We start from the raw sequence: 24,874 nt of genomic DNA on the forward strand, positions 1-24,874 counted from the left end.
CGTTTGTTACGATAAACCCAATCAAAAGGAGGTAATGATATGAAAATCTATAAAACACTTGCAATCTCGACTCTCACACTTGGTATTTTAACTCCGGCTTTTATCGGTTCAGTTACAAAAGCACAACCGATCGAACAATTTAATGTAACCGCTCATGCGGAAACAGAGCCAGTCGAAACAGCTGATGATGCCGCTGATGATCCAGCCATCTGGGTTGATCCTAAGAATCCTGAAGAAAGCAAATTGATTACGACAAATAAAAAGTCTGGTCTGATCATTCATGATTTAAATGGAAAACAGCTGAACTCATATCCATTTGGAAAACTGAATAATGTCGACCTTCGTTACAATTTTCCCCTTGACGGCAAAAAGGTTGACATTGTTGGCGCTTCAAACCGCTCAGATGGAAAAAACACAGTTGAATTATATGCTTTTGATGGCCATTCGAACAAACTAAAAGATATCGTGAATCCTAACAGACCAATTAAAACAAACATTCAAGAAGTTTATGGGTTTAGCCTTTATCACAGTCAAAAAACCGGCAAGTTTTATGCCATGGTAACAGGGAAAAATGGCGAATTTGAACAGTATGAGTTATTTGATAATGGACAAGGCCAAGTCGAAGGTAAAAAAGTCCGTGCTTTTAAAATGGGTTCACAAACAGAAGGTCTTGTTGCAGATGACGAGTATGGCACAATGTACATCGCCGAAGAAGAAGTTGCGATTTGGAAATTTAGTGCTGAACCTGACGGCGGATCGAAAGGTAAAATCATCGATCGTGCTGGCGGAAAACATTTAACAGCTGATATTGAAGGCTTGACAATGTATTACGGTGAAGATGGCGAAGGTTATTTGATCGCTTCAAGTCAAGGTGATAGCAGATTTGTGATGTATGATCGTGAGGATGACCATGAATATGTTGGATCATTTATGATTGAAGACGGAAAAGATATTGATGGCACAAGCCATACCGATGGTATCGATGTGATCGGCTTTGGCTTGGGCAAAAAATATCCACACGGAATCTTCGTCGCACAAGATGATGAAAACGTTGATCATGGAAAAGTGGTAAATCAAAATTTTAAAATCACCTCTTGGGAAGAAATTGCTGAAAAAATGGATAAGATACCTGACTTAGACGATCAGGTGAATCCGCGTGAACTAGAAAATCGTCTTGATGACTAATCATATTAACTGGATAAGAGTCCGAGATCATATATCTCGGACTCTTATATTTGGTCATTTTTCCCATCGTATTTGTTATCTATTATTACCCAAGAAATGTTTATATTTTTTAAATTTATCTTTTTCTAGGTGAAATTCTACAAAAAGACTCAGTTCTTTATACCCACTGACATCATTTTGACATCACATTTAATTTATCCTTAATATCACTTTAAAATAAAATACCTATTCTTTTGTTATGATGAAGTCCAACAAAAAAGGAGGTAACATCTATGAAAATTTATAAAACACTTGCGATCTCAGCTCTATCAGTGAGCATTTTAGCACCGGCATTCATCAGCCAAACACAGGCAAAGGAACACCATTCACCTGAACACTTTGAAGTTTCACCACATGCAGAGACAGAACCGGTACAAAGTGGTGATGATGCAGCAGATGATCCTTCAATCTGGGTTGACCCCAAGCATCCGGATAAAAGTAAACTCATCACAACAAATAAGAAATCAGGTCTGGTTGTTTATGATTTAAAAGGAAAACAGCTGAATTCTTATGACTTTGGAAAGCTAAACAATGTTGACCTTCGCTACAATTTTCCACTCGGTGATAAAAAAGTCGACATTGTTGGTGCTTCAAACCGCTCAGATGGAAAAAACACGGTTGACCTATATGCTTTTGATGGTCATTCAAATGAATTAAAAAGTATTGTCAATCCAAATAAACCAATTAAGACAGACATTGACGAAGTCTATGGGTTTAGCTTATATCACAGTCAGAAAACCGGGAAATTCTATGCAATGGTGACAGGGAAAACCGGTGAATTTGAACAGTACGAATTATTTGATAATGGACAAGGCCAAGTCGAGGGCAAAAAAGTCCGCTCCTTTAAAATGGGTTCACAAACAGAAGGGCTTGTCACAGATGATGAATATGGGACAATGTTTATTTCAGAAGAAGATGTTGCCATTTGGAAATTTAGTGCTGAACCAGATGGGGGTTCAAAAGGTGAAATTGTTGATCGTGCTGGCGGAAAACATTTAACAGCTGATATTGAAGGGCTGACCCTCTATTATGGAGAGGATGGTAAAGGATATTTGATCGCTTCCAGCCAGGGAGACAGTAAATATGTGATGTATGATCGTAAAGGTGATCACGAGTATGTTGGATCATTTTCTGTTAAAGACGGACATCATGCAGATGGAACAAGTCACACCGATGGCATCGATGTCCTCGGTTTTGGGTTAGGTAAGAAATATCCATACGGAATCTTCGTCGCACAGGATGATGAAAATATTGAAGATGGAACAGTGGCTAACCAAAATTTCAAAATTACCTCTTGGGAAAAGATCGCTAAAAAATTAGATGATAAACCAGATTTTGATGATCAGGTAAATCCGCGTGAACTTAAAAATCGTAATAAAAACTAATGCAAGTTTTTAAAAATCCGGGATCACCCGGATTTTTTTGCATGCTTGAGTACCTTCTATCCCCATTTATGGAATGATCGCTCAATATATGATTGACTTAGTCAACTTTTTTGCTATAATTGACATTATCAACAATTGAAGGAGTGAATGTAGCGTCATGGAAATGAGCCAATCTACACTTTTAAAATTCAGAAAGTTCAATCGATTTTACACAAATGTTTTAGGCTTTCTCAATGAACATATTTATGACAGTCCATTTTCTTTAACAGAAACAAGGATCTTATTTGAAATCCATCATACAAGTGAGTGCACAGCCAAGATGATTCAAGATAAACTCGGTTTAGATCGCGGTTATGTAAGTAGACTGATCAAGCATTTTGAGAAAGAAAAGATCATCTACAGAAAAAAAAGTGAAGAGGACAGCCGCCACCATTATATTTATTTAACCGAATTTGGCCAAACGATTTATAAAAAACTAGAAGCAAAAGCAAATCAGCAGATTGAGTATATTCTCAAACAAATTGACGACCAGGCCCAAAAAAAACTTGTCGAAGCAATGAATACAGTTGAATGTATTTTGTCTGAACACCTCTCACCTAAAAACACAGAGATTTCAATAAGAGATTACTATATTTCTGACGATATTAAGCTGATGATAGAAAAACAGCGGGCCTTTTATGCGGAAACACACGGCTGGGATGATACATTTACAGACTATCTTCATGAAACATTTGCTGCAAAGATCGAGAAAATATGGATTGCCGAAAGTGAAGGAAGGTTTGCGGGATGTATTGGGCTTGTCAAGCTCGATGATCATACAGCACAGCTCAGATGGTTCCTTGTTGACTCTGCTTTCCATCGTAAAGGGATCGGAACTCGCCTCATTCAGCAGCTCATCGATTATTGCCAAAGGATGAACTTTAAACAGATTATTCTTTGGACTGTCAAAACAATGAAAGAAGCACGCCCATTATATGAAAAATTTGGTTTCAAACAAACTGAAACAAAAGAAGCAGCCTTATTATGGGGGCAAGTACTCCAAGAAGAACGTTGGGATTTATTATTTTCCTGATAAATGGGAGGATTCATGAAACAAAAATTACACTATGCTTGGCTGATCGTTTTTGTGACATTTTTAACTTTATTAGCTGTCCAAGGTGTCCGTCTTTCATTTGGAGCCTTTATCAAGCCTTGGGAAGAAGATTTTTCACTTGATAGAGGAACAATTTCACTGATCTCCATGCTGAGCTTCATCGTTTACGGTGTATCACAACCTGTCATCGGCAGACTCGTTGATCGGGTTGGACCAAGAATTGTTTTATCATTGAGTACACTGTTAGTTGGGCTAAGTATCTTTTTTACAAATTTCGTCACTTCGCCTTGGCAGCTCTTTATTTTATACGGCATTATTGTCTCCCTTGGTGTTGGCGGAGCATCAAATATAGCATCAACCATTATTGTTACGAACTGGTTTAATGAAAAACGCGGACTTGCTTTAGGGATAATGGAAGCAGGATTCGGAGCTGGCCAAATGCTACTTGTCCCAGGATCGCTGATACTTATTGATTGGTTTAACTGGAAAGTAACCGTCTGTGTCTTAGGAATCTTTTTAACACTCATCATATTTCCGATTGCCGGTTTGTTTTTAAGAAATAACCCAACTGAAAAAAATATGCAACCTGTCGGTGGCTTCCATCAGTCGGGGTCAACACACAAGACAACTGATCAATCAAATAACATTTCATATAAGTCCGCTTTCATAAACAAAAGGTTTTGGTTGCTTATTTTGCCGTTTTTTATTTGCGGATTTACGACAACAGGATTAATGGATACTCATCTTATTCCTTTTTCACATGACCACGGTTTTTCAACAAGCACGACTAGCGTTGCGGTTAGTCTGCTGGCCGGCTTTAATATCATTGGCATTTTAATATCAGGACTGGTTGCAGATCGCTTCAGCAATAGAAAACTATTATGTTTTCTCTATGCAATGCGGGCTGTCTCGCTTATCATTTTGTTACTAAGCCATGAGCCGTTGCTTCTACTCGGGTTTGCTGTTTTATTTGGTCTTGTCGATTTTGCGACCGTCACTCCGACACAAATGCTGGCTGCTCAATATTTTAGACAATATTCCGTCGGGTTTATTCTCGGCTGGCTGTTTTTCAGTCACCAAATCGGCTCAGCTCTAGGCGCCTATTTACCGGGAGTCTGGTACAGCCAGTCAGGCAGTTACAACCTATCTTTCACCATATCTATTATTTTATTAATATGTGCCAGTATGTTAAATATCTTGTTACCTGAGCTAAATAAGAGTACTCGAAATCTAGACAATGAGACCACATGCTAACGAAAAAACCTGTTTTTGAGTGGTTCAAAAACAGGTTTTCCAGCACGATTTAGGAGAAATTTTGTTTTATCCCGTGTTGCGAAAAAATTTATGATGCTTTATTTTTATTATAAATATCAAACGCAACCGCCATCAGAAGAACCAGTCCTTTAATTGCTTGCTGCCAATCAATACCAAGCCCAAGCAAAGACATTCCGTTATTCATCACACCCATGACAAGACCACCGATAATCGCACCGCCGATTGTACCAATTCCTCCATAAGCAGATGCGCCACCGATAAAACAAGCTGCAATTGCATCGAGTTCAAACAGGTTTCCAGCCTTTGGAGTGGCTGCATTTAAACGAGCTGCAAAGACGAGACCTGAAAGTGCGGCTAGTACACCCATATTGACAAAAACCATGAAAGTCAACCGCTTTGTTTTAATTCCCGAAAGCGCAGCCGCTTTTTCATTTCCACCAATGGCATAGATTCTACGACCGATAACGGTTTTCTTCATAACAAAGGTGTAGCCCGCTATCAAAATAAACAAAGTAATCAGGATAACTGGAATCCCTTCATAGGTCGCAAGAATATAAGTGAAGAGATTGATGATCGCCATTACAAAACATACTTTAACTGTTAATAAACCTTTACCTTGCAAATCAAATTGGTATTTTTTCTGCATAGCTCTTTGTTGAAGACAAAACAATAGATAGAGAATAGAAAGTCCAATTCCAATCGCGATTGTTGTGAAGTGTAACATGTCACCATTGAACCAGTCAGGAATAAAACCTGAAGCCATTCTTTGAAATGACACAGGGAAAGGAGCAATTGATTTTCCTTCTAGAACGATCATCGTCAATCCTCTAAACAGCAACATCCCTGCCAATGTGACAATAAAAGCAGGTATTTTCACATAGGCAATCCAGAACCCTTGCCAGGCCCCAATAAGCGCTCCCAATAATAGTGACAAAATAACAGCGGCGAATAGTGGCATGTCATGTTCAACCATCATCATCGCTGATACTGCACCGACAAAAGCAGCAACTGAGCCAACTGATAAATCAATATGCCCCATAATAATGACGAGCATCATCCCAATGGCCAAAATAAGAATGTAACTATTTTGCAAAATCAAATTGGTTATATTCAATGGTCTGAGCAAAATACCGTCTGTTAGCACTTGAAAAAGCAGCATAATGAATACGAGCGCAATCATCATACTATATTTACGAATATTTTGTTTATACATTTCACGAAATAGCTGACGATACCCTGGCTGCGCCCGGTCTTTATCAGTTTGCACCGGTGTCTGCATAGCCTTCTTCCCCTTTCTTCGTGTGCATTGTCATATATTTCATCAATAACTCCTGATTCGCTTCATCTTTCGTAAATTCTGCTGTGATTGTTCCTTCACACATCGTATAAACCCTGTCACACATTCCCAGCAATTCAGGAAGTTCAGATGAAATCATGATGACCGCTTTTCCATCTAAGGCAAGCTGATTCATAATTGTATAAATCTCGTATTTTGCGCCAACATCAATGCCACGGGTCGGTTCATCCAAGATCAAAACATCCGGCTCTGCAAAAATCCATTTACTCAACATCACCTTTTGCTGATTTCCGCCGCTTAAGTTCCCAGTTTGCTGATCAATATGAGGTGTTTTAATATTTAATTTCTGACGAAATGTTTCCGCTTCAATCGTTTCTTTCCGCTGATTCAATACCATCCGGCGCGATACTTTCTCCAATTTAGCAAGTGTCATGTTCTCTTTAATGTTATTCATTAAAATGAGACCGTCACCTTTTCGGTCTTCTGTCACATACACAATACCTTTTTTGATCGCATCCCCAGTATGGCGCAACCGTAACTCTTGTCCGTTTTTTTTCAGTGTCCCAGTCATATTTCTCCCATATGACTGACCGAAAATACTCATAGCCAACTCTGTTCTACCTGAGCCCATCAAGCCAGCAATTCCGACAATTTCACCTTTTCGAACTGATAAACTGACATTTTTGACTACTTTTTGCCCTTCCCTAAAAGGATGATCAACTGACCAATCATCAACTTCAAAGACCGTCCCCTCAACCTTAACGTTTCTGTGAGGATATCGATTTTGCAGTTCCCTGCCAACCATCCCTTTGATAATCCGGTTTTCTGTGAGCTGTTCGCTTTGTACATGAAGTGTTTCAATCGTCTGTCCGTCACGGAGCACCGTAATTGAATCTGCTATTTTGGTAATCTCATTTAATTTATGAGAAATCATAATTGAAGTAATCCCCTGTTTTTTTAGCTCTAGTAACAGTTGCAATAAGTTTTCTGAATCCGCCTCATTTAATGCAGCTGTCGGCTCATCCAAAATTAACAACTGGACTTTTTTCGCAAGTGCTTTTGCGATTTCGGTTAACTGCTGTTTTCCCACTCCTATCTCTGAAATTAGTGTGTCAGAGGTTTCACGAAGCCCCACCATTTTCATGAGTTCAACCGTTTCTTGCTTTGTTTTTCTCCAATCAATGACACCATTTTTCGCCTGTTCATTTCCGAGAAAGAGGTTTTCTGCAATCGAAAGTTGAGGGACCAAGGCCAACTCTTGATGAATGATAACAATTCCCGCTTCCTCGCTCTGTCTTATATTTTTAAAACGGCAGACCGTTCCCTTATACAAAATATCGCCTGTATATGTCCCATGTGGATACACACCGCTTAACACTTTCATTAGTGTTGATTTACCGGCTCCATTTTCTCCACAGAGTGCATGAATTTCGCCCTCTTTGACACATAAATGAACATTGTCAAGCGCTTTAACACCAGGAAACTCTTTTGTAATCCCTTTCATTTCTAAGATGACATCTGACATGACGTCACTTCCCTAGCTCCGATTTTTTATAGTAGCCGCTTTCCACTAAAACTTTTTCAAAATTCTCTTTATCGACAATGACAGGTTCAAGCAAATAAGATGGAACAACTTTTTTCCCATTATCATATGTTTTTGTGTCATTGACTTCAGCTTTCTCACCTTTAAGAACAGATGTCGTCATTTCAACCGCTTTTTTCGCTAGTTTTCTCGTATCTTTAAAAACCGTTGATGTTTGTTCGCCCTTCATAATCGATTTCACAGAAGCGAGCTCAGCGTCCTGCCCGGTAATGATCGGCAACGGTTTCTTATCCGTTCCATAACCAGCTCCTTTTAATGACGAAATAACTCCAATACTTATTCCGTCAAATGGAGAAAGAACCGCATCAAGCTTTGCCTTTGTATAATGAGCACTTAACAAATTATCCATACGCGCTTGGGCTGTTGCTCCGTCCCACCTTAAAGTCGCTCCTTGTTCAAACGAAGTCTGTTTGCTTAACACTTTCAATTTACCTGAATCAATATAAGATTTTAATACGGACATTGCACCATCAAAGAAATAATGAGCATTATTGTCATCAGGTGATCCGGCAAACATTTCAATGTTAAAAGGACCTTTTTTATTCTTTAAACCTAACTTGTCTTCAATATATGATCCTTGTAGTTTACCAACTTTATGATTATCAAATGTCGCATAATAGTCTACGTACTCGCTATTCATTAACAGTCTGTCATAAGAAATAACTTTAATATCTTGTTTATGTGCTTTTTTTAGAACATCTGTTAATGCTTCTCCATCAATGGAAGCAATTACAAGGACATTTACACCCTTTGTAATCATATTTTCAATTTGTGCTACTTGGTTTTCGACAACATCTTCCGCATATTGTAAGTCCGTTTTAAACCCTAGTTTTTCAAACTCTTTCACCATATACTTTCCGTCATAAACCCAGCGTTCTGATGATTTTGTCGGCATTGAAATTCCGACATAGCCCTTGTCTTTACCTCCGCCTACCTGATTTCCGGAACAGGCTGAAACCATGAAACATAGCAACAATGAAATGATCAACAGACAGCTTTTTTTCAAACTGATTAACCCCCTTTTATTCTTTTTCAAAGCCACTGTATCATTTCTTCGAGATCCTCGTCTTTTGAATAAATTAACTATTTTTATAAAAAAACAAACTTTCTTAAAGCGCTTACATTATACGGCGATATTGGTTTGGTGATGCACCTATCGTTTTCTTAAACACCGTGCTGAAATAGTGCTGTGTTTCATATCCTGTTTGTTCGGCAATCTCATGAATCGGTAATGTCGTTGTTTTCAAAAGGTGAACCGCTTTTTGCATGCGCATCTCGGTTAACAGCTGGACAAATGTCATACCAAGTTCATGTTTCATCATCCGACTTAAATAAACAGACGAGACTTGCAGTGTATCGGCCACCTGCTTTAAGGAAATCTCCCTTGAATCAAAATGCTTGTGCATATATGCTTTGGCTCGTACAACAATCGGGGAAATATTGAAGGCTTGCGAAAGTTTTTGTTTACAAGTTTGATAGGAATGGGCAATGGGTTGCCGCGCCTCTGTCAGATTCATAAAAAACACAGAAGTTCCTGCTTTTATTTCGATGTTCAGCCTGTCTACAAACATTTGCTGTTCATGATTTGTTAACATGGACCACAAACAGATGGTTACTAGCCGCTCATCATTCAAAAAAACAACTTTTTCAGTTTTCTCTACAAAAAATTGTTCTGTTACTTCCTTGACACGATCGACTTCATCCAGTTTTAACGAGCGAATCATACAGAGCATCTCTGGATGACGCGTCGGCAAATGAAGAAATTTGAGCTGTTGTTCCACATCATGCTCAGACACCTGTCCATTGATCCATTTAAGAAAAAAGTGTTCCTTCAGAAGGTCGAGGTTTTTTTGAAGATGGCGTTCTTTCTGCTGTTCAGACAGAAGCGATTGACTGACCTTTTCCAACACTGCTTCAAGTTGCTGAGGCTCGACAGGCTTTAACAAATAGTCATCAACATGAAGGCGAATCGCTTCCTGAGCATAGGAAAACCAGTCATATCCAGTCACAATGATAAAACGACATTCAGGTAACTTTTGCCGGACTTTTTTCATTAATTCTAAACCGTTCATGATTGGCATATTTAAGTCAACAATCATAATATGAATGGAATGTTTAATGGCAAGTTCAAATGCTTCTTCACCATTTTCCGCTTCCGCTGAAACTTCCATGTGAAACTTTTCCCACAAAACAGCATCTCGTATTCCTTCCCGAATCCATGGTTCATCATCAGCAATCACTACCCGCCAATACTCATTCACATGTTTTCACTCCTTTTTTAAAATCGGAAGATGAATTGTGACGATGGTTCCAGCTCCTTTTTCACTCTCAATCTTTATTCCGTACGGCTCCCCAAAATTCAAGATGATCCTTTCATGGACATTGACCATTCCATACCCTTTTTCACTTTTTTGCGCTGTTAAATGTTTAGCTATCTCTTTTAACTGCTGCTCTTCCATTCCAGCTCCATCATCCTCGACTTTGATGATCAGACCATTTTCTTGTTCTTCCCCCTTGATTCTAATGTGTCCAGGTCCCTTTTTCTCTTTAATACCATGATATATCGCGTTCTCGACAATCGGCTGAAGCACAAGTTTGAGAACGAAACGATTCTCAGAACATGCAGGGGTCTCAATCGAATAATTCAGCTTGTTTTGATAACGGGCTTTCTGGATTTTTAAATAGTTCTCAACATGCTCGAATTCGGCTGATAAAGGGATGATGTCATGACCTTTGCTCAATGATATACGGAACAACTTTGATAGTGCCTGAACCAAAACGATAATGTCATCCGCCCCTTGTTTTCTGGCCATCCAGTTGATCGTATCAAGCGTATTGTAGAGAAAATGCGGATTGATTTGCGCCTGCAACACTCTTAATTCTGCTTCTCTTTTTTGCCTCTCTTGTTTTTCTGTCAAAACCATTAACTCTTTAATTTTGAGCATCAAACTGTTAAAACTTTTTCCTAAAAGACCGATCTCATCTTGTCTGTCCTCTTGATAAAGAATGGAAAAGTCGCCACTTTCTGCTTGCTTCATAAAAGAATTCAGGCTTAAAATCGGTTTTGACATTGAATATGATAAATAATACGAAGCTATCATCCCTAAAAACGCGACCACTAATAAAAAAAGCAGTACATATAGATGGATATTTTTCACTTCTAATACCGGTTCACTCGCTTTAAAGACACCGACTATCGTCCAGTTTGTAAAAGCTGAAGTTTCATAAATAAACTGATAGTCATCTCCTTTAATCGATCGAGAAAAATCGCCTGATGATTTATTTTGAAACCACTGCCTTCGCAAAACGAATTTTGAAGCAGTTGGTGAATAAATATCACCACCATTTTCATCCATAATCAAGAGATAACCGGTTTTTCCTAAGCGGATATTTTCTGCTGCCTCAGCTAACACCCTTAGCTTCAAATCAATTAAAATAACACCTTTGACACGCTGTGAATCCGGATCAATCACTGCTCTAACAGCTGAGACAACTTCATCTTCACGATAGTGGACATGATTTCTCACATTGCGATTAACCGGCTTTCCAATCATTTTAAAAATCCCTTCATTTTTAACTGCTTCCTTGTACCAAGGTTCCTTTGCCAAATTGGTCGGTGTCCGTGCATACATCTCATTGCTGATCATCTCCCCTTTATCATTGACAACAAGTATTCCTGCCGTTTCTGAATAAAGAGAGGTTAGCCCTTGCAAAAATTTTCTCCGCTTGTAATCTGCTTCACTATCACCTTTTTCATGTTGAAAAAACGCATCCATCTCTTCATTCATTGAAATCAAATATGAAAGGTTTTGCATATGACTGACATACACTTCAGTCGTTTTGTTGACTTCACCTATCAACTGTAATGTTTGATTGATCACCTGTTGCTCAATCACATTTTCGACTGCCCATCCTGAAAAAATACCAAGACCAATGGACGGTAGCATGCTAATTAATAGAAGCAGACTGACCAATTTATAACGAATCGGCACATTGTTGATTGTCAGTTTTCCCCTCCGTCTAATCGTTCGCATAATAATGATCCACATTGTTTTTCGTGATCATCGTCACCCCTGTATCTATCGATGTTGGGCGTGAACGGGAATGATGATTGGCGAGAAACAGCATGTGTAGCGACCAGTATCCCATCTGCCAAGTATCTTGTCCGAGGGTAGCCGCTATCGATCCATCTTTTATACCATCAAGTGTTTTTTTGTCTTTGTCAAAACCAATGATACTGACTTTTCGTTGCAATCCTGCTGCTTTTACAGCTTGGGCCACTCCCCGTGCGCCATTCGCTTCAGTCGCGAAAATCCCTTTCATATTCGGATTTTTTTTCAAAATGGCCAACGCTTGTTTTTTTGACGTGAGTTCATCCCCTTTGCCGTCCAGCACCGCTGACACCTTCATGTTCGGATATTTTTGGAGGATCGTTTTTTGAAAACCTTTCGTCCTCTCTTGCTGATTGTACTGACGTGGCTGGGTAATAACCGCAGTCTCCCCGTTTTGGTCGAGTAGTTCAGCCATTTTCTGAGCGGCAACAGAACCCGCTTCACTATTGTTCGTTCCGATATATGTCAAAGCTTTACTTGAAGGCGCATCTGAGTCAAATAAAACAATCGGAATTCCTTGCTCATGTGCCTTATTAATAGCTGGAGTCAAAGCCTCTGGATCAATTGCCGAGAGCGCAATTCCTGCTGGCTTTTTCGCAATGACTTGTTCAAGTACAGTGATTTGTTCATGAACGTCATAACGAGCCGCTCCGCGATATTCAACAGACACATTAAACAACTGTGCTCCATCCTCAAAACCTTTCAAACCACTTTTCCAATACTCAATCCCTGACTGAAACGTTACCATCACAAACTTTTCCGACAGTTTTCCCGTTAAAGGAGCTTCATCTTTCAATGAACTGGTTTTTTCACTGCGAGCATAATTGAAAATATAAAGAGAAAACAACCCAAGCACAACTCCATAAACAACTAACAGTTTTTTCATTTTTACCCTCCTGTCGGTTATAGAAAAAGACAACGCTTTCATCATCTGAAACAACTAATCTATTTGACATGATGCCCGAAAATCCCTGTTTTGATTTGAAAAGAGTCTTTTGTTTCCTTAAAATTACCTTAATTTGTGGGAGTTTAAGCATAGATTAATAGGAATTAAGTTCTAGTTCTTAATACCTGATCATTTTTTGTTTTTCTGTTATATCAACCTTTACCACTCTTTCATGAAGACAAAGACAAAATCAACTAGTTCTTTAATCCTATTCATCCACTCTATTCCATAAGGTAAAATAATAAAGTCGTCCAAATAACAAGTCTATTCTTAAAGGAGGATCGGTTCATGATAGATACAGTTTATTTATTTTTAATGAAAGGTGCATTAACAGGCAAAAAAGAAGATCTTAAAGAACTAAAAAAATGCAAAGAAGATCTAAAAACAAAGCACCAAGAATTTACCGATTGGAAAAAAAACATAAAAAAACCCGGGCTCACACCGACCACATGGCAAGGGAGTCTTGCCGATTCATTTAAAAACGCCCGAAACAAAATGAAAGAAGACTACAATAATATTGAAGGCAAGCAATTTGATGAGCTATTTAAAAAAATAAACAAAGCGATCTCCTCTTTAGAATCAGATATTCAATCGCTCAAAGAAGATATCCATTCACAAGAAAAGAAAATTGAAAAGCAAGAAAAGCTTCAAAAAGAAAAAGAAAAAAACAAAGCACACCATTAAAGGAGACAGAAAGATGAGCAAAGAAATCAAAATCAAGTCCGGTGAAGTCAAACGCGCTCTCTCCACCCTCAAAAGTTCCACAAAAGCGACCAAGACAACTGTACCGACAGACATTAAAGGCAAAAACAACCTTGATGTCGTCAAAAAAATTGAGGGCATGAACAAAGATTTAAAAAAATTAACAGATGAGTATGATCATGCATTCTCTTTACAAATTGCCCAAACCGAAGCGGCTATCGAAATGATGGAAGATGCGGACAAAAAGGCCGCTTCATCAATCAAAAGCAAGTAGGAAGGCAGGGACGTTTAAATTGAAAACATTAGATGTTCAAGAGTTTCATCATGGTCTTGACCAAACATTGACCGAATTAAAAAACAAGTAAAAGACATCACAAATGTAAAGTAAGCTGTTAAAGGAATCACTTCTCTTGATGATGCCTTAAAAGGAGTAGGCGAAGAAGCGATCCGTTCCTTCTATGAAGAATGCCACACAACATTTCTGCTTTTCTATGATTCTTTTATCTCAGACTACAAAGGAATTTTAGAAAAGACGAAAAAAACCCTAAGTTCCCTCGAACCGACCGAAAACGGCTATATTTCAGAACAATTCCTTAAAGATGAACTTGAATCAGGTGTCAACGAAGCCAAAAAAACGACAATGAAGATGACCGATGAAACAGGATATCGACCAATTGAAGAAGATGTATACGATCCCGAAGGTGGAGATTGACTTGTTTGACTATCTTTCTACTTATCAGTATCATGATGGAGTATTATGAATGGGGTATTTTTAAAAACCCTACGAATCGATTCCAAAAATCCGTCAATTTTGGAACTGCACTCTTTTTTGGTTCAGGTTACTTTGTTCTGAGAAAACTGAATGATAAGTATTATTTTTTTTTATATTTTATATTCAGAATTTAATTAAAAAAGGAAGTGAAACCATTGGAACACATCATTACATGCACATCCGAAGAACTAGGAATAATATCAAGTATCTGCGGTTTTCCCGGTGTTGCAAAAGAAATTATGGAAGCCTCATTAGGAAAAAGACCAGATGAAGAATGGGATGCAATTGCCGCATCAACGATTAATCAATTAATATTAAAAGGGTATTGGGATGAAGAAAAAAGGGCAAAAGACGAAAACCCCTTTACCGAAGACATGCAGCAATTCATTACTTCCTATTTAAATACAAGGCAGTTAATTCACTGTGCAAACTTGAAAGATCAAAATATTTTAATGCTGCATCAAATTGAAAAAGAATCTTGGCTTCTCCACATTATTGATCGTGACATCATCCATGAATTCGCCTATATAGAGCAACAGGAGATTTCACATCTGATTAACGATTATTTTCATTTTACACCTGAAAAAGACTTTTTTCCTTTGGAATTGCGTCTTTCAGATCAGTGTTTTGACTGGCTTAGAAATAAAGAAAAAATACAAATAATTCGCAAAGAAAGTTTTTTTTCTACTACGGAAGAGCATTGTTTCAATCAATTGATAGAAGATCTAGAAGAAAATGAGTGGTCAATAAATAGTATTTCAATTTTTAATATTTCAAATGGCGATTCAAAGTTAACTAATATTACTTTCTTTATTCCATCTGCACATGGGGTTTGGGTTGTTAAATATGATAAACACCTTGAAAAACCTGTCCATATTTCATTATATAATCTTGAACAATGGTACGATTTAACTAAAAGCATTGAGAGTTTTGCCATTCATACATAAAGCATCTCACATTGAGATGCTTTATATTATTTGAATCTTTCAAATTGAATGTACTTTATAAATATAATTCGTTTCTTTAGAAAATTATATTTTTTGCTTTTCATTATGATCGGTGGAGTTATATATCACTTTATTTTTTTATTATATCTGATATTTTATATTTTATTTTTAAAGTTTAAATATGATTATAATAGAAGTGAGATACCCCTCAGAAACATGCACAACTTAAAAATACAATGACAAAGAGCTGTCCAATAAGTCGATTTTTGACTTTCGGACAGCCTTTTCATACTAATCATACATCAGTATCTTTGAATCAATTTTGCTTTTTCAGATAGCCAAATTTCTTTACTTCGCCAACACGCGCGCTATCCTTTCAATCGCCCAATCAAGATCCTCTTTTGAAATGACTAGAGGAGGTGCAAAGCGAATCACATTTTCGTGCGTTTCTTTACATAACAGCCCTTCTTCTTTTAGACGCTCGCAATAAGGACGTGCTGGTTCTGTCAGCTCTACACCAATGAACAGACCTTTTCCGCGTACTTCTTTGATTTTAGGGTTGTCAATGAGTGACAGTTTCTCCTTAAAATAAGCCCCAAGTTCTAAAGACCGTTCAGCAAGATGTTCATCTTCTAATACGTCGAGCGCAGCAATTGAAACGGCGCATGCGAGCGGGTTCCCACCAAAGGTTGAGCCATGTGATCCAGGATTAAACACACCCAGCACATCGCGGTTTGCTGCAATACATGAGATTGGGAACACACCGCCGCCAAGTGCTTTTCCTAAGATGTACATATCAGGTACAACGTCTTCCCAGTCACAGGCAAACATCTTACCTGTACGAGCCAAACCAGACTGAATTTCATCAGCGATGAACAGGACATTGTTTTCACGACAAACCTCAAGTGCCTGTTTTAAAAAGCCTTCTGGTGGAATGACAATTCCTGCTTCTCCTTGAATCGGTTCAAATAAAAACGCTGCGGTATTAGGTGTAATTGCATTTTTCAACGCTTCTACATCACCATACGGAATCAGCTTGATTCCCGGGAGCATCGGGCCAAATCCGCGTTTATACTCTTCTTCCGAGGAAAGGGATACCGCAAGCATTGTTCGGCCATGAAAGTTTCCTACACAAGCGATGATTTCTGCCTGATTGTCATGAACACCTTTGACATCATACGCCCAGCGCCGTGCAGCTTTAATTGCTGATTCAACCGCTTCAGCTCCAGTGTTCATCGGTAGTACCATATCTTTCCCAGTTAAACGTGCAACCTTTTCATAAAAAGGTCCTAGCTGGTCATTATGAAATGCTCTTGAAGTTAATGTAATTTTATCAGCCTGATCTTTCAATGCTTGAATGATTTTCGGATGTCTGTGTCCTTGATTAACAGCGGAATACGCGCTGAGCATATCCATATATTGATTTCCTTCAGGGTCTTTCACCCATGCTCCTTCTGCTTCAGAAATTACAATTGGCAAAGGATGATAATTATGGGCACCATAATGTGCTGTTTGATTGATAATTTCTTCTGATTTCGATAATACTGTCATACTCATTCCCCCTTATTGTTTTCGGACAACATGCCATCTTTTTATATGCAAGTTTCGTGCCAAATATAAAACCCTGAAAAATCAAAACTCCAGGACAATGATATGTAAATTTTTTTGCACTTTTGATATGCTATATGCATAAAAATTTTGCACCTGCTATCTAAAAGGGGGATGTTCACTTGGAAATGGATCATGAATGGCTACCATTGATCTTTCAAACGATTATGGATGAAATTGATATCGGTCTACATGTTGTTGATGAAAACGGCACTTCTGTCCTGTATAACAAAAAAATGATGCAAATTGAAGAAATGGATGGTCATGATGTCCTCGGTAAAAACCTGCTCGACGTTTTTACATTTGTAAATCAGCAAGGTAGTACACTTGTTGAAGCACTACGCTATGGTAAAACAAGCAAAAACGTCAAGCAGACATACTTTAATAACAAAGGTCAAGAAATCACAACAATCAATCACACCTTTCCTATTTTGAAAAATGGAGATATTAAAGGTGCTGTCGAGATGGCCAAAGATGTCACTAAACTGGAACGGCTCATTAGAGAAAATATGAATAAAACTGAAAATACAAAGTATACGTTTGATAGCTTAATTGGCAATAGCCCAGCGATCAGAGAGGTTTGTGAACATGCAATGCGAGCAACTCGAACCTCCTCATCAGTTCTCATCTCTGGAGATACTGGAACTGGAAAAGAAGTTTTTGCACAAAGTATACATAACGGCAGTCAGCGCTCAACAGGGCCATTCATTTCACAAAATTGCGCCGCACTACCGGAAAACCTGATTGAAGGCCTTTTATTCGGAACGACGAAAGGTGCATTTACTGGAGCGATCGATCGTCGAGGACTTTTTGAACAAGCCAATGGTGGGACACTCCTCTTAGATGAAATCAATTCTTTGGATTTGAATTTACAAGCGAAACTTCTACGTGTGATTCAAGAGAAAACAGTGAGAAGAATTGGCGCTTCAAAAGATGTACCAATTGATGTCAGAATTATCGCAACAATAAATGAAGATCCGATTGATGCGATAAGTGGTCAACGTCTTCGCAAAGATTTGTATTATCGGCTGAGCGTTGTCACGCTTTTCATACCACCTTTAAAAGATCGAAAAGAAGATATTTTAGAACTAGCTCAGCATTTCATTGAAAAATACAATGCACTCTTTCAAATGGAAGTGAAAGGATTCGAAGATGAAGTTCGTGAATTTCTGCTGGCTTACGATTGGCCAGGAAACATTAGGGAGCTCGAACACTTCATTGAAGGCGCAATGAACTTAATGTCAGTTGAAGAAATAATCGAATCCATTCATCTTCCATTACAATATCGGAACAAAACGATGACAAACAAAAAACCGTATCAACCAACAGAACCAACTCTACCTTTAAAAGAACAGATTAAATATGCTGAAAAATACTATATAGAAAAAGTCATGAAAACATGCAATGACAATATTTCACAAGCAGCAAAACAACTTGGGATTAGCAGACAAAGTCTTCAGTACCGTTTAAAAAAATGGAATACCCGCTAATCACTAAAATCAGACTTCTTGACCTATAATAATAATACTTTCTGCTTTACTTTTAAAAGATCCTTCAGTAAAATAAATTAAATCCAATCAGAAAAGTGGGGAATAAAGTTGAAAAAAGCCATATTTGCTGTACTGATGACACTACTGATCACTGTAACAGCTGCTTGCGGTGCCACAGGTGACAATGCAGCAAACAAAAATAATGACAAAAACGTTTGGTCATCAATCAAAGAAAAAGGTGTATTGACTGTCGGAACAGAAGGAACATATGAACCTTTTACATTCCATGACAAAAAAACCAATCAATTAACCGGCTATGATGTCGAAGTCATGAAAGAGGTCGGCAAACGCCTGAAGCTGAAAGTTGATTTTAAAGAAACGCAGTGGGACAGCATGTTTGCTGGTCTTAATTCTAAGCGTTTTGATGTGATTGCCAATCAAGTAGGCAAAACAGACCGTGAAAAAAAATTCGATTTCTCTAATCCATATACAACGTCCCAAGCTGTTGTTGTAACAAAAGCGGACAACAACAATTTGAAATCTGCCGACGATGTTAAAGGAAAAACAGCGGCTCAATCATTAACAAGCAACTACACCGATCTTGCCAAAAAAGCTGGAGCTGACATCGAAGGTGTTGAAGGAATGGCGCAATCGTTTCAGCTTATCCAACAAGGTCGTGTTGATTTAACTTATAATGATAAACTCGCTGTCTTAAACTACTTAAAGTCTTCAGGAAATAAAAATTTAAAAATTGCTTTTGAAACAGGAGAACCACAAACAACACATTTCGCCTTCCGCAAAGGAAGCGGTGAACTGGTTGACAAAGTGAATTCAGCGCTGAAAGATATGAAAAAGGATGGCACACTTTCTAAAATTGCAAAGAAATGGTTTGGTGAAGATGTTTCTCAATGATATTCCGTGGGATTTAGTAAGAGAATCATTTTGGCCAATCTTTTTAAGGGGAATCTATTATTCGATTCCCCTTGCCATTATTTCTTTCATATTTGGGATGATGATTGCCCTCATTACAGCGCTATCGAGAATGTCTAAATCACGAATCTTAAAAACCGTTTTTGGCATTTATGTTTCCGCCATCAGGGGAACGCCGTTGTTTGTTCAGCTATTTATTATCTTTTATTTATTTCCAGCATTTCAAGTAACAATTGATCCTTTTCCTAGTGCAATCATTGCGTTTTCATTAAATGTCGGTGCCTATGCCTCAGAGATTATTCGCGCTTCTATTTTGTCAGTTCCAAAAGGCCAATGGGAAGCGGCTTACTCGATTGGGATGACTTCGAAAATAGCGCTTTTCCGAGTAATCTTACCACAGGCTGTACGTGTCTCAATTCCGCCATTATCAAATACATTTATTAGCTTAATCAAAGACACATCTCTCGCATCACAAATATTGGTCGCTGAATTATTCCGGAAAGCCCAAGAAATTGGCGCTAGCAACCTTGATCAAATTTTATTCATTTATATAGAAGCAGCATTCATTTACTGGATCATTTGTTTTGTACTTTCAATTGGCCAGCAACTGATTGAACGGCGCTTAGACCGATATGTGGCCAAATAAGGAGGGAGAACAGTGCTTACGATCACAGGGCTTAATAAATCGTTTGGAGAAAACGAAGTTTTAAAGAAAATCGATTTGCAGATACAAAAAGGAAAAGTGATGGCCATTTTAGGGCCTTCTGGTTCTGGAAAAACAACACTGCTCCGCTGTCTAAACGCACTTGAAACACCTAACCGCGGTGTCCTATCATTCCATGATTTAACGATCGATTTTTCTCAAAAAAATAAACCAGTTGATCTTGTTCGACTGAGAAGAAAGTCAGGGATGGTCTTTCAAGCATATCATCTATTTCCTCACCGGACAGTTTTAGAAAATGTCATGGAAGGCCCTGTAAAGGTGCAAAAGCGCAAAAAAGAGGACGTCAAAAAGGAAGCCATCCAACTGCTTCAAAAAGTTGGTCTAGCAGACAAGCTGGATCTCTATCCATTCCAGCTTTCTGGGGGACAACAGCAGCGTGTCGGGATCGCTCGTGCTCTTGCCATCAAACCTGAGTTGTTGCTGTTTGATGAACCGACTTCAGCTCTTGATCCAGAGTTAGTCGGTGAGGTGCTGAAAGTGATGAAAGACCTTGCTACAGAGGGTTGGACAATGGTCGTTGTCACTCATGAAGTGAAATTTGCCCAAGATGTCGCTGATGAAGTCGTCTTTATCGATGGTGGTGTCATCGTTGAACAGGGGCCACCTGAACAAATTCTTTCTGCCCCAAAAGAAGAACGAACAAAACAATTTTTGAAGCGTATATTGAATCCATTGTAAAGCAAATAGCCTGACCAGACAGACATGGTCAGGCTGTTTCATTTCTATTCGGATAATCTAAAGCTGGATGCTGCTTGATTTAAATCTTCTGATAAATCAGATAGCTGTTGAATGGCCGAGGCAATTTCCTGCATACCAGCACTTTGTTCCTCAGCTGCGGCAGCCACTTCTTCTGATCCTGCTGCCTGTTCTTGTGTAACCGCAGAAATCTGCTCAATCGCAGAAGCAATGTTTTGATAAGATCCTTGTACTTTTAGGAGCGATTCGAGCAATTGATCTGTTCTTTCGACAAATTGAGAAATCCCGCGGAAAATCCCTGAAAAATTCTCATATGTTCCATTGATTAATAACTGTCCTTTATCAACTGCTTCATTTCCAGCATTAATCCTTTCCATTACAAGACGGCTGCTCTCCTGTGTGCCTTCCACAAGCTGTGAAACTGTTAAAGCAGCTTCTGCTGAACGTTCAGAGAGTTTTCTGACCTCGCCAGCAACAACAGCAAAACCTTTACCTTCCTCTCCAACCCGTGCCGCTTCAATCGAAGCATTGAGTGCCAGTAAATTTGTCTGTTCAGCAATTGAAGAGATCATGCCAATTACTTTTTCGATTTCCTCTGTATGATTGTGCATTTCCTGAGCTGCTTGTTGAGACTCTTCCATCACATTTTTAATCGTATGTGTTTGTCGTAACGTTTCTTCAACAAGTTCCTGGCCTGTCTTCGAATCATTGCTGACACCTTCAGCAACATGCTTCATTTCGTTTACTTCATCACTGACATGAGAAATTTGTTGATCAATCTCAGTCGTTGATGATTGGCAATCTGTAACAGATGAAACCACTTCATTAATTCCCTCACTCATACTATTCATCGATTCTGCCACCTGTGCCGCACTCTCACTTGATTCAAACGAAACATGCTTCAAACGTTGGCTCGTTTTTGAGACCTCTTGAGAAGAGGTAGAAATATGTCCGATTAACTGCTTTAAGTTGTCACTCATCCTTACAAAGGCTTCACCCAACTTACCAACTTCATCATGGCTTTTGACAGAAATTTCCGCAGTCATATCACCATCCGCAATTTTTTCGGCAGCTTTCATTAATTTACGAATCGGTTTAGCAATATAAGCACCGAGGAAATAGGCCATAATCATTCCAATGATCATCACAAATCCAGCGATTCCAATTGTATACCAAGTTGTTTTTTGCGCAGTCTCGGTAATGACAGAAGCATCGAGATCAATACCTAAAATACCGGTCTGTTTTCCCGACTCATCAGTTAGCGGCAAAAAAATCGACTGATGAATTCCGTATTCATCCTCATAAATATCACTAACAGTGACTTCATTTTTTGCTAAAGCATCCTTCATTTCAGGTGAAAAGGCATACTCTGTACCGAAGTCATCAGGTGTATCAGATAAAATGAGAATTTGTTCTTTTCCTCCTTTATTGGAGAGAATATAAAGGTTTTCCAGATGGCTTTTCTTTTTAATTTCGTTTACAGCTTTTTTCGTTTCCTGATAAAGAGGACTGTTTGCGGAGGTGATCTCCAATTTATTTCCCTCTATCCGTTTCAGTTCATTTTCGGCGAGATTAATGTCAGTATGTAGACGATTTTTAAATTGTTCTTTTAATTGATTTGATAAATCATGACTAACAATATGAAAAACGGCTGAAAAGCTTGCGATCGTAATGATTAACACCAATGCAACGCCAATCATGATTTTTACAGAAATATGTTCAGTTAAACTTTTCAATTTACTCATCTTCTATATTCCCTTCTCATTCGTCATGAATGTTTCGTATTGTTGGCAAACATGATCAATTTGCTCTTTTAAATAATCGATAATGTGCGGAACATGTTCAGGCATTGTATAAGGAGAAATCACAAAAAACTTGCTCACACATAACGGAACCTCAACTCCTTCACGGGTTCCAACCAACAGATGCTTTTTCGTGTCACCAAAAAAGATTTTGTCTCTTTGCTCTCCCAGTTTTTCGAATAACTTTTCATTTAAGCGATTGTTTCTCTCCAAATCCTCACTGCTGCATTTCCCTGAGATCTCCTCTGCAAACCGTGGTGCTCCTTGAGGATATATACGAAACAGTGTTGACATTCCATAGTTGTCCGGATTCATAATCTCCGCCTGTGGAATTCGTTCACTGAGCTGCTTACGAAAATGAAGGTTCACTTCAAGAAACTGTCCGAAAAGCTTTTGGTAACCTTCAATACCAAATGCCATTAACGCACTGTACATACTGATAGAACTAGCCATGCGAGAACATTCCAGCGTATAGCCTGTATGATAGTCTCCATACCCGCGATGCCCGACATAAGGAGTCTCATCAGGATCAAGATCAACCCGTTTCAGATCATTGGCATCTTTTACAAGAAACAGACTTGTCACATAAGGGGTCTGACCAAGCTTCTGAAAGTCAAAACATAGTGAATCTGCCAAATGCAAATGTCTCATTTTTTCTTTGATCCCGCTTATCATCCTGACAACACCCGGACTAAATGATAGTGCATTCTCTTTCAGATCATAATCATTAAAAAAGGCCAAAAAACCACCTAAAGCGGAATCCGCATGAATATGAGGAACAGGCAATCCAAACTCGCGCGACGTTTCCTCAGCAGCTAGTCGCACGGCATGGACATCATCAATTCCGATCGCATCTGTTGTTCCTGTCGTTGCCACAATATAAACTGGGATTCCCCCTGTTTCACAAACCTCTTTTAATTTTCTTCTTAAATCTTCTGTATCCATGGAATGATCAAGATGTGTTTTCACTTTGATCAGATGATGACTTCCAAGTCCAGCCGCTTCCATGGACTTATACAAGCTATAATGGGCCGCTTCAGAACAGAAAGCATAGAAATTCCCGGGAACCCCTTCTTGAAGAGATGAAGGTGCCATCTTGGCAATCGCAATCCGCAGTCCGCTATAGACAGCGCCCTGACCACCCCATGTTGTATAACCTCCGCTTTTTTCAGCATCATAACCAGCTAATTTTGACATCATTGCAGTTACCTTGACTTCAGCCTCAGCTCCAGCAGGACCGTAGACATCCCACAAGTTATTACCATTGACCATAAAAGCGGCAATCATGCCTAAGATTCCCGGAATACTAGCCATTGGAAGAATATTTGTCAAAAAATATTTTGAGTGATAGGGATGGTCATGTAAAAGTTTGAGCAGCTCATCATTGACATTCTTCATTGGCATACCCGTGGACGGAATCTCGCTTTCTGAAATCAATTTTTCATAAAAAAAGCCTTCCCGGTTCTTCTGTCCTTTCAGATTAACCTGATCCGGATTTTTCAACTCATCCACACCTTTGATAAGTTGGCCGATCAAATCCATCAATTCACTTCTTTTCGCTGCATTTCCATCCTCACTTGGAAACCACTTCTGTACATCTGAGGTGCTATTTTGCTGCATGATTTTCTCTCTCCTGACTTGTCTTTTTTATGTATGAAAAAATGTCCCCCTTTGAAATATCGTTTAATAGAATCCATTATTTTAGGTATTTAGTCCATTTTTCATATATTTATTTCATATTCCTAAAGTACTAAAAGATTTATCCTAAGGAAAATTGCCCCTATCAATTTAAAATAAGTTGACTCGATTTTGAAGATTATGTATGATTCAAACAAATATTGTTAGCTAGAATTTACTCTAGTCACAGCATGGAATAGTGGATGACACAGCAAATGAGTTGGAGGAGGGAATCTCTTATTAAGGCGAAAAGTGAACCACAACAACCTATTGGTCTCGATCTTTCAAACTGTTGTCTGGTAAAAAAAGTGTGAATATAAAAGAAATCAGGAAGCTTACGGCATCTAACAAAATGGCGATAGGAGCTGTCAACAATTGAACCAAATACCCGCCTAGTCCAGATCCGGCAACTTGTGCAGCTCCATTGGTAACTTCTAATCTTGCATTTCCTTTTAATAAAGATTGAGAGGAGATGATTTCTGGTAAGTAAGATGAGTAGGAAATATGTTGAACTTTTAGAAAATGGCATACTGGAATTAAATAATGTTTATAGTCGGGAAGACTCTCTTTTAGTTCATATATTTAAAGGTC

General features: G+C 38.6%; 20 protein-coding genes and 1 pseudogene. 12 read left to right on the forward strand and 9 right to left on the reverse strand.

Features of this window, described 5'->3' with window-relative positions:
- Positions 1 to 39: 39 nt before the first annotated feature.
- From PDT38_RS16275 to PDT38_RS16290, 4 genes are all read left to right on the forward strand, one after another.
- Positions 40 to 1,185, forward strand: a complete 1,146-nt coding sequence (locus tag PDT38_RS16275) for a phytase (RefSeq protein WP_270803060.1) — start codon at positions 40 to 42, stop codon at positions 1,183 to 1,185.
- 272 nt (positions 1,186 to 1,457) lie between these two features.
- The gene (locus PDT38_RS16280; protein ID WP_270803061.1) at positions 1,458 to 2,609 is read left to right on the forward strand and encodes a phytase; all 1,152 of its coding nucleotides are present in this window, start codon (positions 1,458 to 1,460) and stop codon (positions 2,607 to 2,609) included.
- A 157-nt stretch (positions 2,610 to 2,766) separates the two neighbouring features.
- Entirely contained in the window at positions 2,767 to 3,681 is a 915-nt protein-coding gene (locus PDT38_RS16285) for a bifunctional helix-turn-helix transcriptional regulator/GNAT family N-acetyltransferase (RefSeq protein WP_270803063.1), read from the forward strand.
- A gap of 15 nt (positions 3,682 to 3,696) precedes the next feature.
- Positions 3,697 to 4,956 (forward strand): MFS transporter, encoded by a 1,260-nt coding sequence (locus PDT38_RS16290; protein WP_270803065.1) that lies wholly within the window; start codon positions 3,697 to 3,699, stop codon positions 4,954 to 4,956.
- A gap of 88 nt (positions 4,957 to 5,044) precedes the next feature.
- Here the strand turns inward: PDT38_RS16290 and mmsB are convergent, their stop codons facing one another.
- The 6 genes from mmsB to PDT38_RS16320 all read right to left on the reverse strand — a co-directional run bounded on the left by mmsB (position 5,045) and on the right by PDT38_RS16320 (position 12,875).
- Positions 5,045 to 6,256 carry a multiple monosaccharide ABC transporter permease gene (gene mmsB / locus PDT38_RS16295; RefSeq protein ID WP_270803067.1) on the reverse strand — a complete coding sequence of 404 codons (1,212 nt, stop codon included), beginning with the start codon at positions 6,254 to 6,256 and terminating at the stop codon, positions 5,045 to 5,047.
- Positions 6,234 to 7,799, reverse strand: a complete 1,566-nt coding sequence (mmsA, locus tag PDT38_RS16300) for a multiple monosaccharide ABC transporter ATP-binding protein (RefSeq protein WP_270803068.1) — start codon at positions 7,797 to 7,799, stop codon at positions 6,234 to 6,236. Before mmsA ends, mmsB begins: the two co-directional genes overlap by 23 nt.
- Positions 7,800 to 7,803: 4 nt before the next feature.
- Positions 7,804 to 8,883 carry a multiple monosaccharide ABC transporter substrate-binding protein gene (gene chvE / locus PDT38_RS16305; protein ID WP_270803070.1) on the reverse strand — a complete coding sequence of 360 codons (1,080 nt, stop codon included), beginning with the start codon at positions 8,881 to 8,883 and terminating at the stop codon, positions 7,804 to 7,806.
- A 112-nt stretch (positions 8,884 to 8,995) separates the two neighbouring features.
- Positions 8,996 to 10,138, reverse strand: a complete 1,143-nt coding sequence (locus PDT38_RS16310) for a response regulator transcription factor (protein ID WP_270803073.1) — start codon at positions 10,136 to 10,138, stop codon at positions 8,996 to 8,998.
- A 6-nt stretch (positions 10,139 to 10,144) separates the two neighbouring features.
- Positions 10,145 to 11,911 carry a cache domain-containing sensor histidine kinase gene (locus PDT38_RS16315; protein ID WP_317134959.1) on the reverse strand — a complete coding sequence of 589 codons (1,767 nt, stop codon included), beginning with the start codon at positions 11,909 to 11,911 and terminating at the stop codon, positions 10,145 to 10,147.
- Entirely contained in the window at positions 11,898 to 12,875 is a 978-nt protein-coding gene (locus tag PDT38_RS16320; protein WP_270803077.1) for a substrate-binding domain-containing protein, read from the reverse strand. The genes PDT38_RS16315 and PDT38_RS16320 overlap by 14 nt, the downstream gene beginning before the upstream one ends.
- A 348-nt stretch (positions 12,876 to 13,223) precedes the next feature.
- Here PDT38_RS16320 and PDT38_RS16325 point away from each other — a divergent pair, with 348 nt between their 5' ends.
- The 4 genes and pseudogenes from PDT38_RS16325 (at position 13,224) to PDT38_RS16340 (ending at position 15,356) form a co-directional block, all read left to right on the forward strand.
- Positions 13,224 to 13,619, forward strand: a complete 396-nt coding sequence (locus PDT38_RS16325) for a YwqH-like family protein (protein WP_270803078.1) — start codon at positions 13,224 to 13,226, stop codon at positions 13,617 to 13,619.
- Positions 13,620 to 13,632: 13 nt separating this feature from the next.
- The gene (locus PDT38_RS16330; RefSeq protein ID WP_270803079.1) at positions 13,633 to 13,911 is read left to right on the forward strand and encodes a YwqI/YxiC family protein; all 279 of its coding nucleotides are present in this window, start codon (positions 13,633 to 13,635) and stop codon (positions 13,909 to 13,911) included.
- 171 nt (positions 13,912 to 14,082) lie between these two features.
- Positions 14,083 to 14,238: pseudogene (locus PDT38_RS16335) on the forward strand (T7SS effector LXG polymorphic toxin); the annotation flags it as partial.
- Between the two features lie 326 nt (positions 14,239 to 14,564).
- Positions 14,565 to 15,356: a hypothetical protein gene (locus PDT38_RS16340; RefSeq protein ID WP_270803081.1), complete on the forward strand. Its 792-nt coding sequence runs from the start codon at positions 14,565 to 14,567 to the stop codon at positions 15,354 to 15,356.
- Between the two features lie 348 nt (positions 15,357 to 15,704).
- Here PDT38_RS16340 and PDT38_RS16345 read toward each other — a convergent pair whose 3' ends face one another.
- Positions 15,705 to 16,907, reverse strand: a complete 1,203-nt coding sequence (locus PDT38_RS16345) for an ornithine--oxo-acid transaminase (RefSeq protein ID WP_270803083.1) — start codon at positions 16,905 to 16,907, stop codon at positions 15,705 to 15,707.
- 185 nt (positions 16,908 to 17,092) lie between these two features.
- Between PDT38_RS16345 and PDT38_RS16350 the strand changes: the two genes are divergently transcribed.
- From PDT38_RS16350 to PDT38_RS16365, 4 genes are all read left to right on the forward strand, one after another.
- Positions 17,093 to 18,454: a sigma-54 interaction domain-containing protein gene (locus PDT38_RS16350; RefSeq protein ID WP_394356299.1), complete on the forward strand. Its 1,362-nt coding sequence runs from the start codon at positions 17,093 to 17,095 to the stop codon at positions 18,452 to 18,454.
- Positions 18,455 to 18,562: 108 nt separating this feature from the next.
- Complete coding sequence (gene tcyA, locus PDT38_RS16355; protein ID WP_270803086.1) at positions 18,563 to 19,366, forward strand: cystine ABC transporter substrate-binding lipoprotein TcyA; 804 nt, start codon at positions 18,563 to 18,565, stop codon at positions 19,364 to 19,366.
- Positions 19,353 to 20,030, forward strand: a complete 678-nt coding sequence (locus tag PDT38_RS16360; protein ID WP_270803087.1) for an amino acid ABC transporter permease — start codon at positions 19,353 to 19,355, stop codon at positions 20,028 to 20,030. The genes tcyA and PDT38_RS16360 overlap by 14 nt, the downstream gene beginning before the upstream one ends.
- A 12-nt stretch (positions 20,031 to 20,042) precedes the next feature.
- Positions 20,043 to 20,786, forward strand: coding sequence for an amino acid ABC transporter ATP-binding protein (locus PDT38_RS16365; protein WP_270803088.1), 744 nt, complete (start codon positions 20,043 to 20,045; stop codon positions 20,784 to 20,786).
- 44 nt (positions 20,787 to 20,830) lie between these two features.
- Here the strand turns inward: PDT38_RS16365 and PDT38_RS16370 are convergent, their stop codons facing one another.
- The gene (locus tag PDT38_RS16370) at positions 20,831 to 22,549 is read right to left on the reverse strand and encodes a methyl-accepting chemotaxis protein (protein WP_270803089.1); all 1,719 of its coding nucleotides are present in this window, start codon (positions 22,547 to 22,549) and stop codon (positions 20,831 to 20,833) included.
- Between the two features lie 3 nt (positions 22,550 to 22,552).
- Positions 22,553 to 24,226 carry a pyridoxal phosphate-dependent decarboxylase family protein gene (locus PDT38_RS16375; RefSeq protein ID WP_270803090.1) on the reverse strand — a complete coding sequence of 558 codons (1,674 nt, stop codon included), beginning with the start codon at positions 24,224 to 24,226 and terminating at the stop codon, positions 22,553 to 22,555.
- Between the last annotated feature and the right edge of the window lie 648 nt (positions 24,227 to 24,874).

This window comes from Bacillus changyiensis, from assembly GCF_027706145.1.
In the GTDB taxonomy this organism is placed as follows: Bacteria; Bacillota; Bacilli; order Bacillales; family Bacillaceae; genus Bacillus; species Bacillus changyiensis.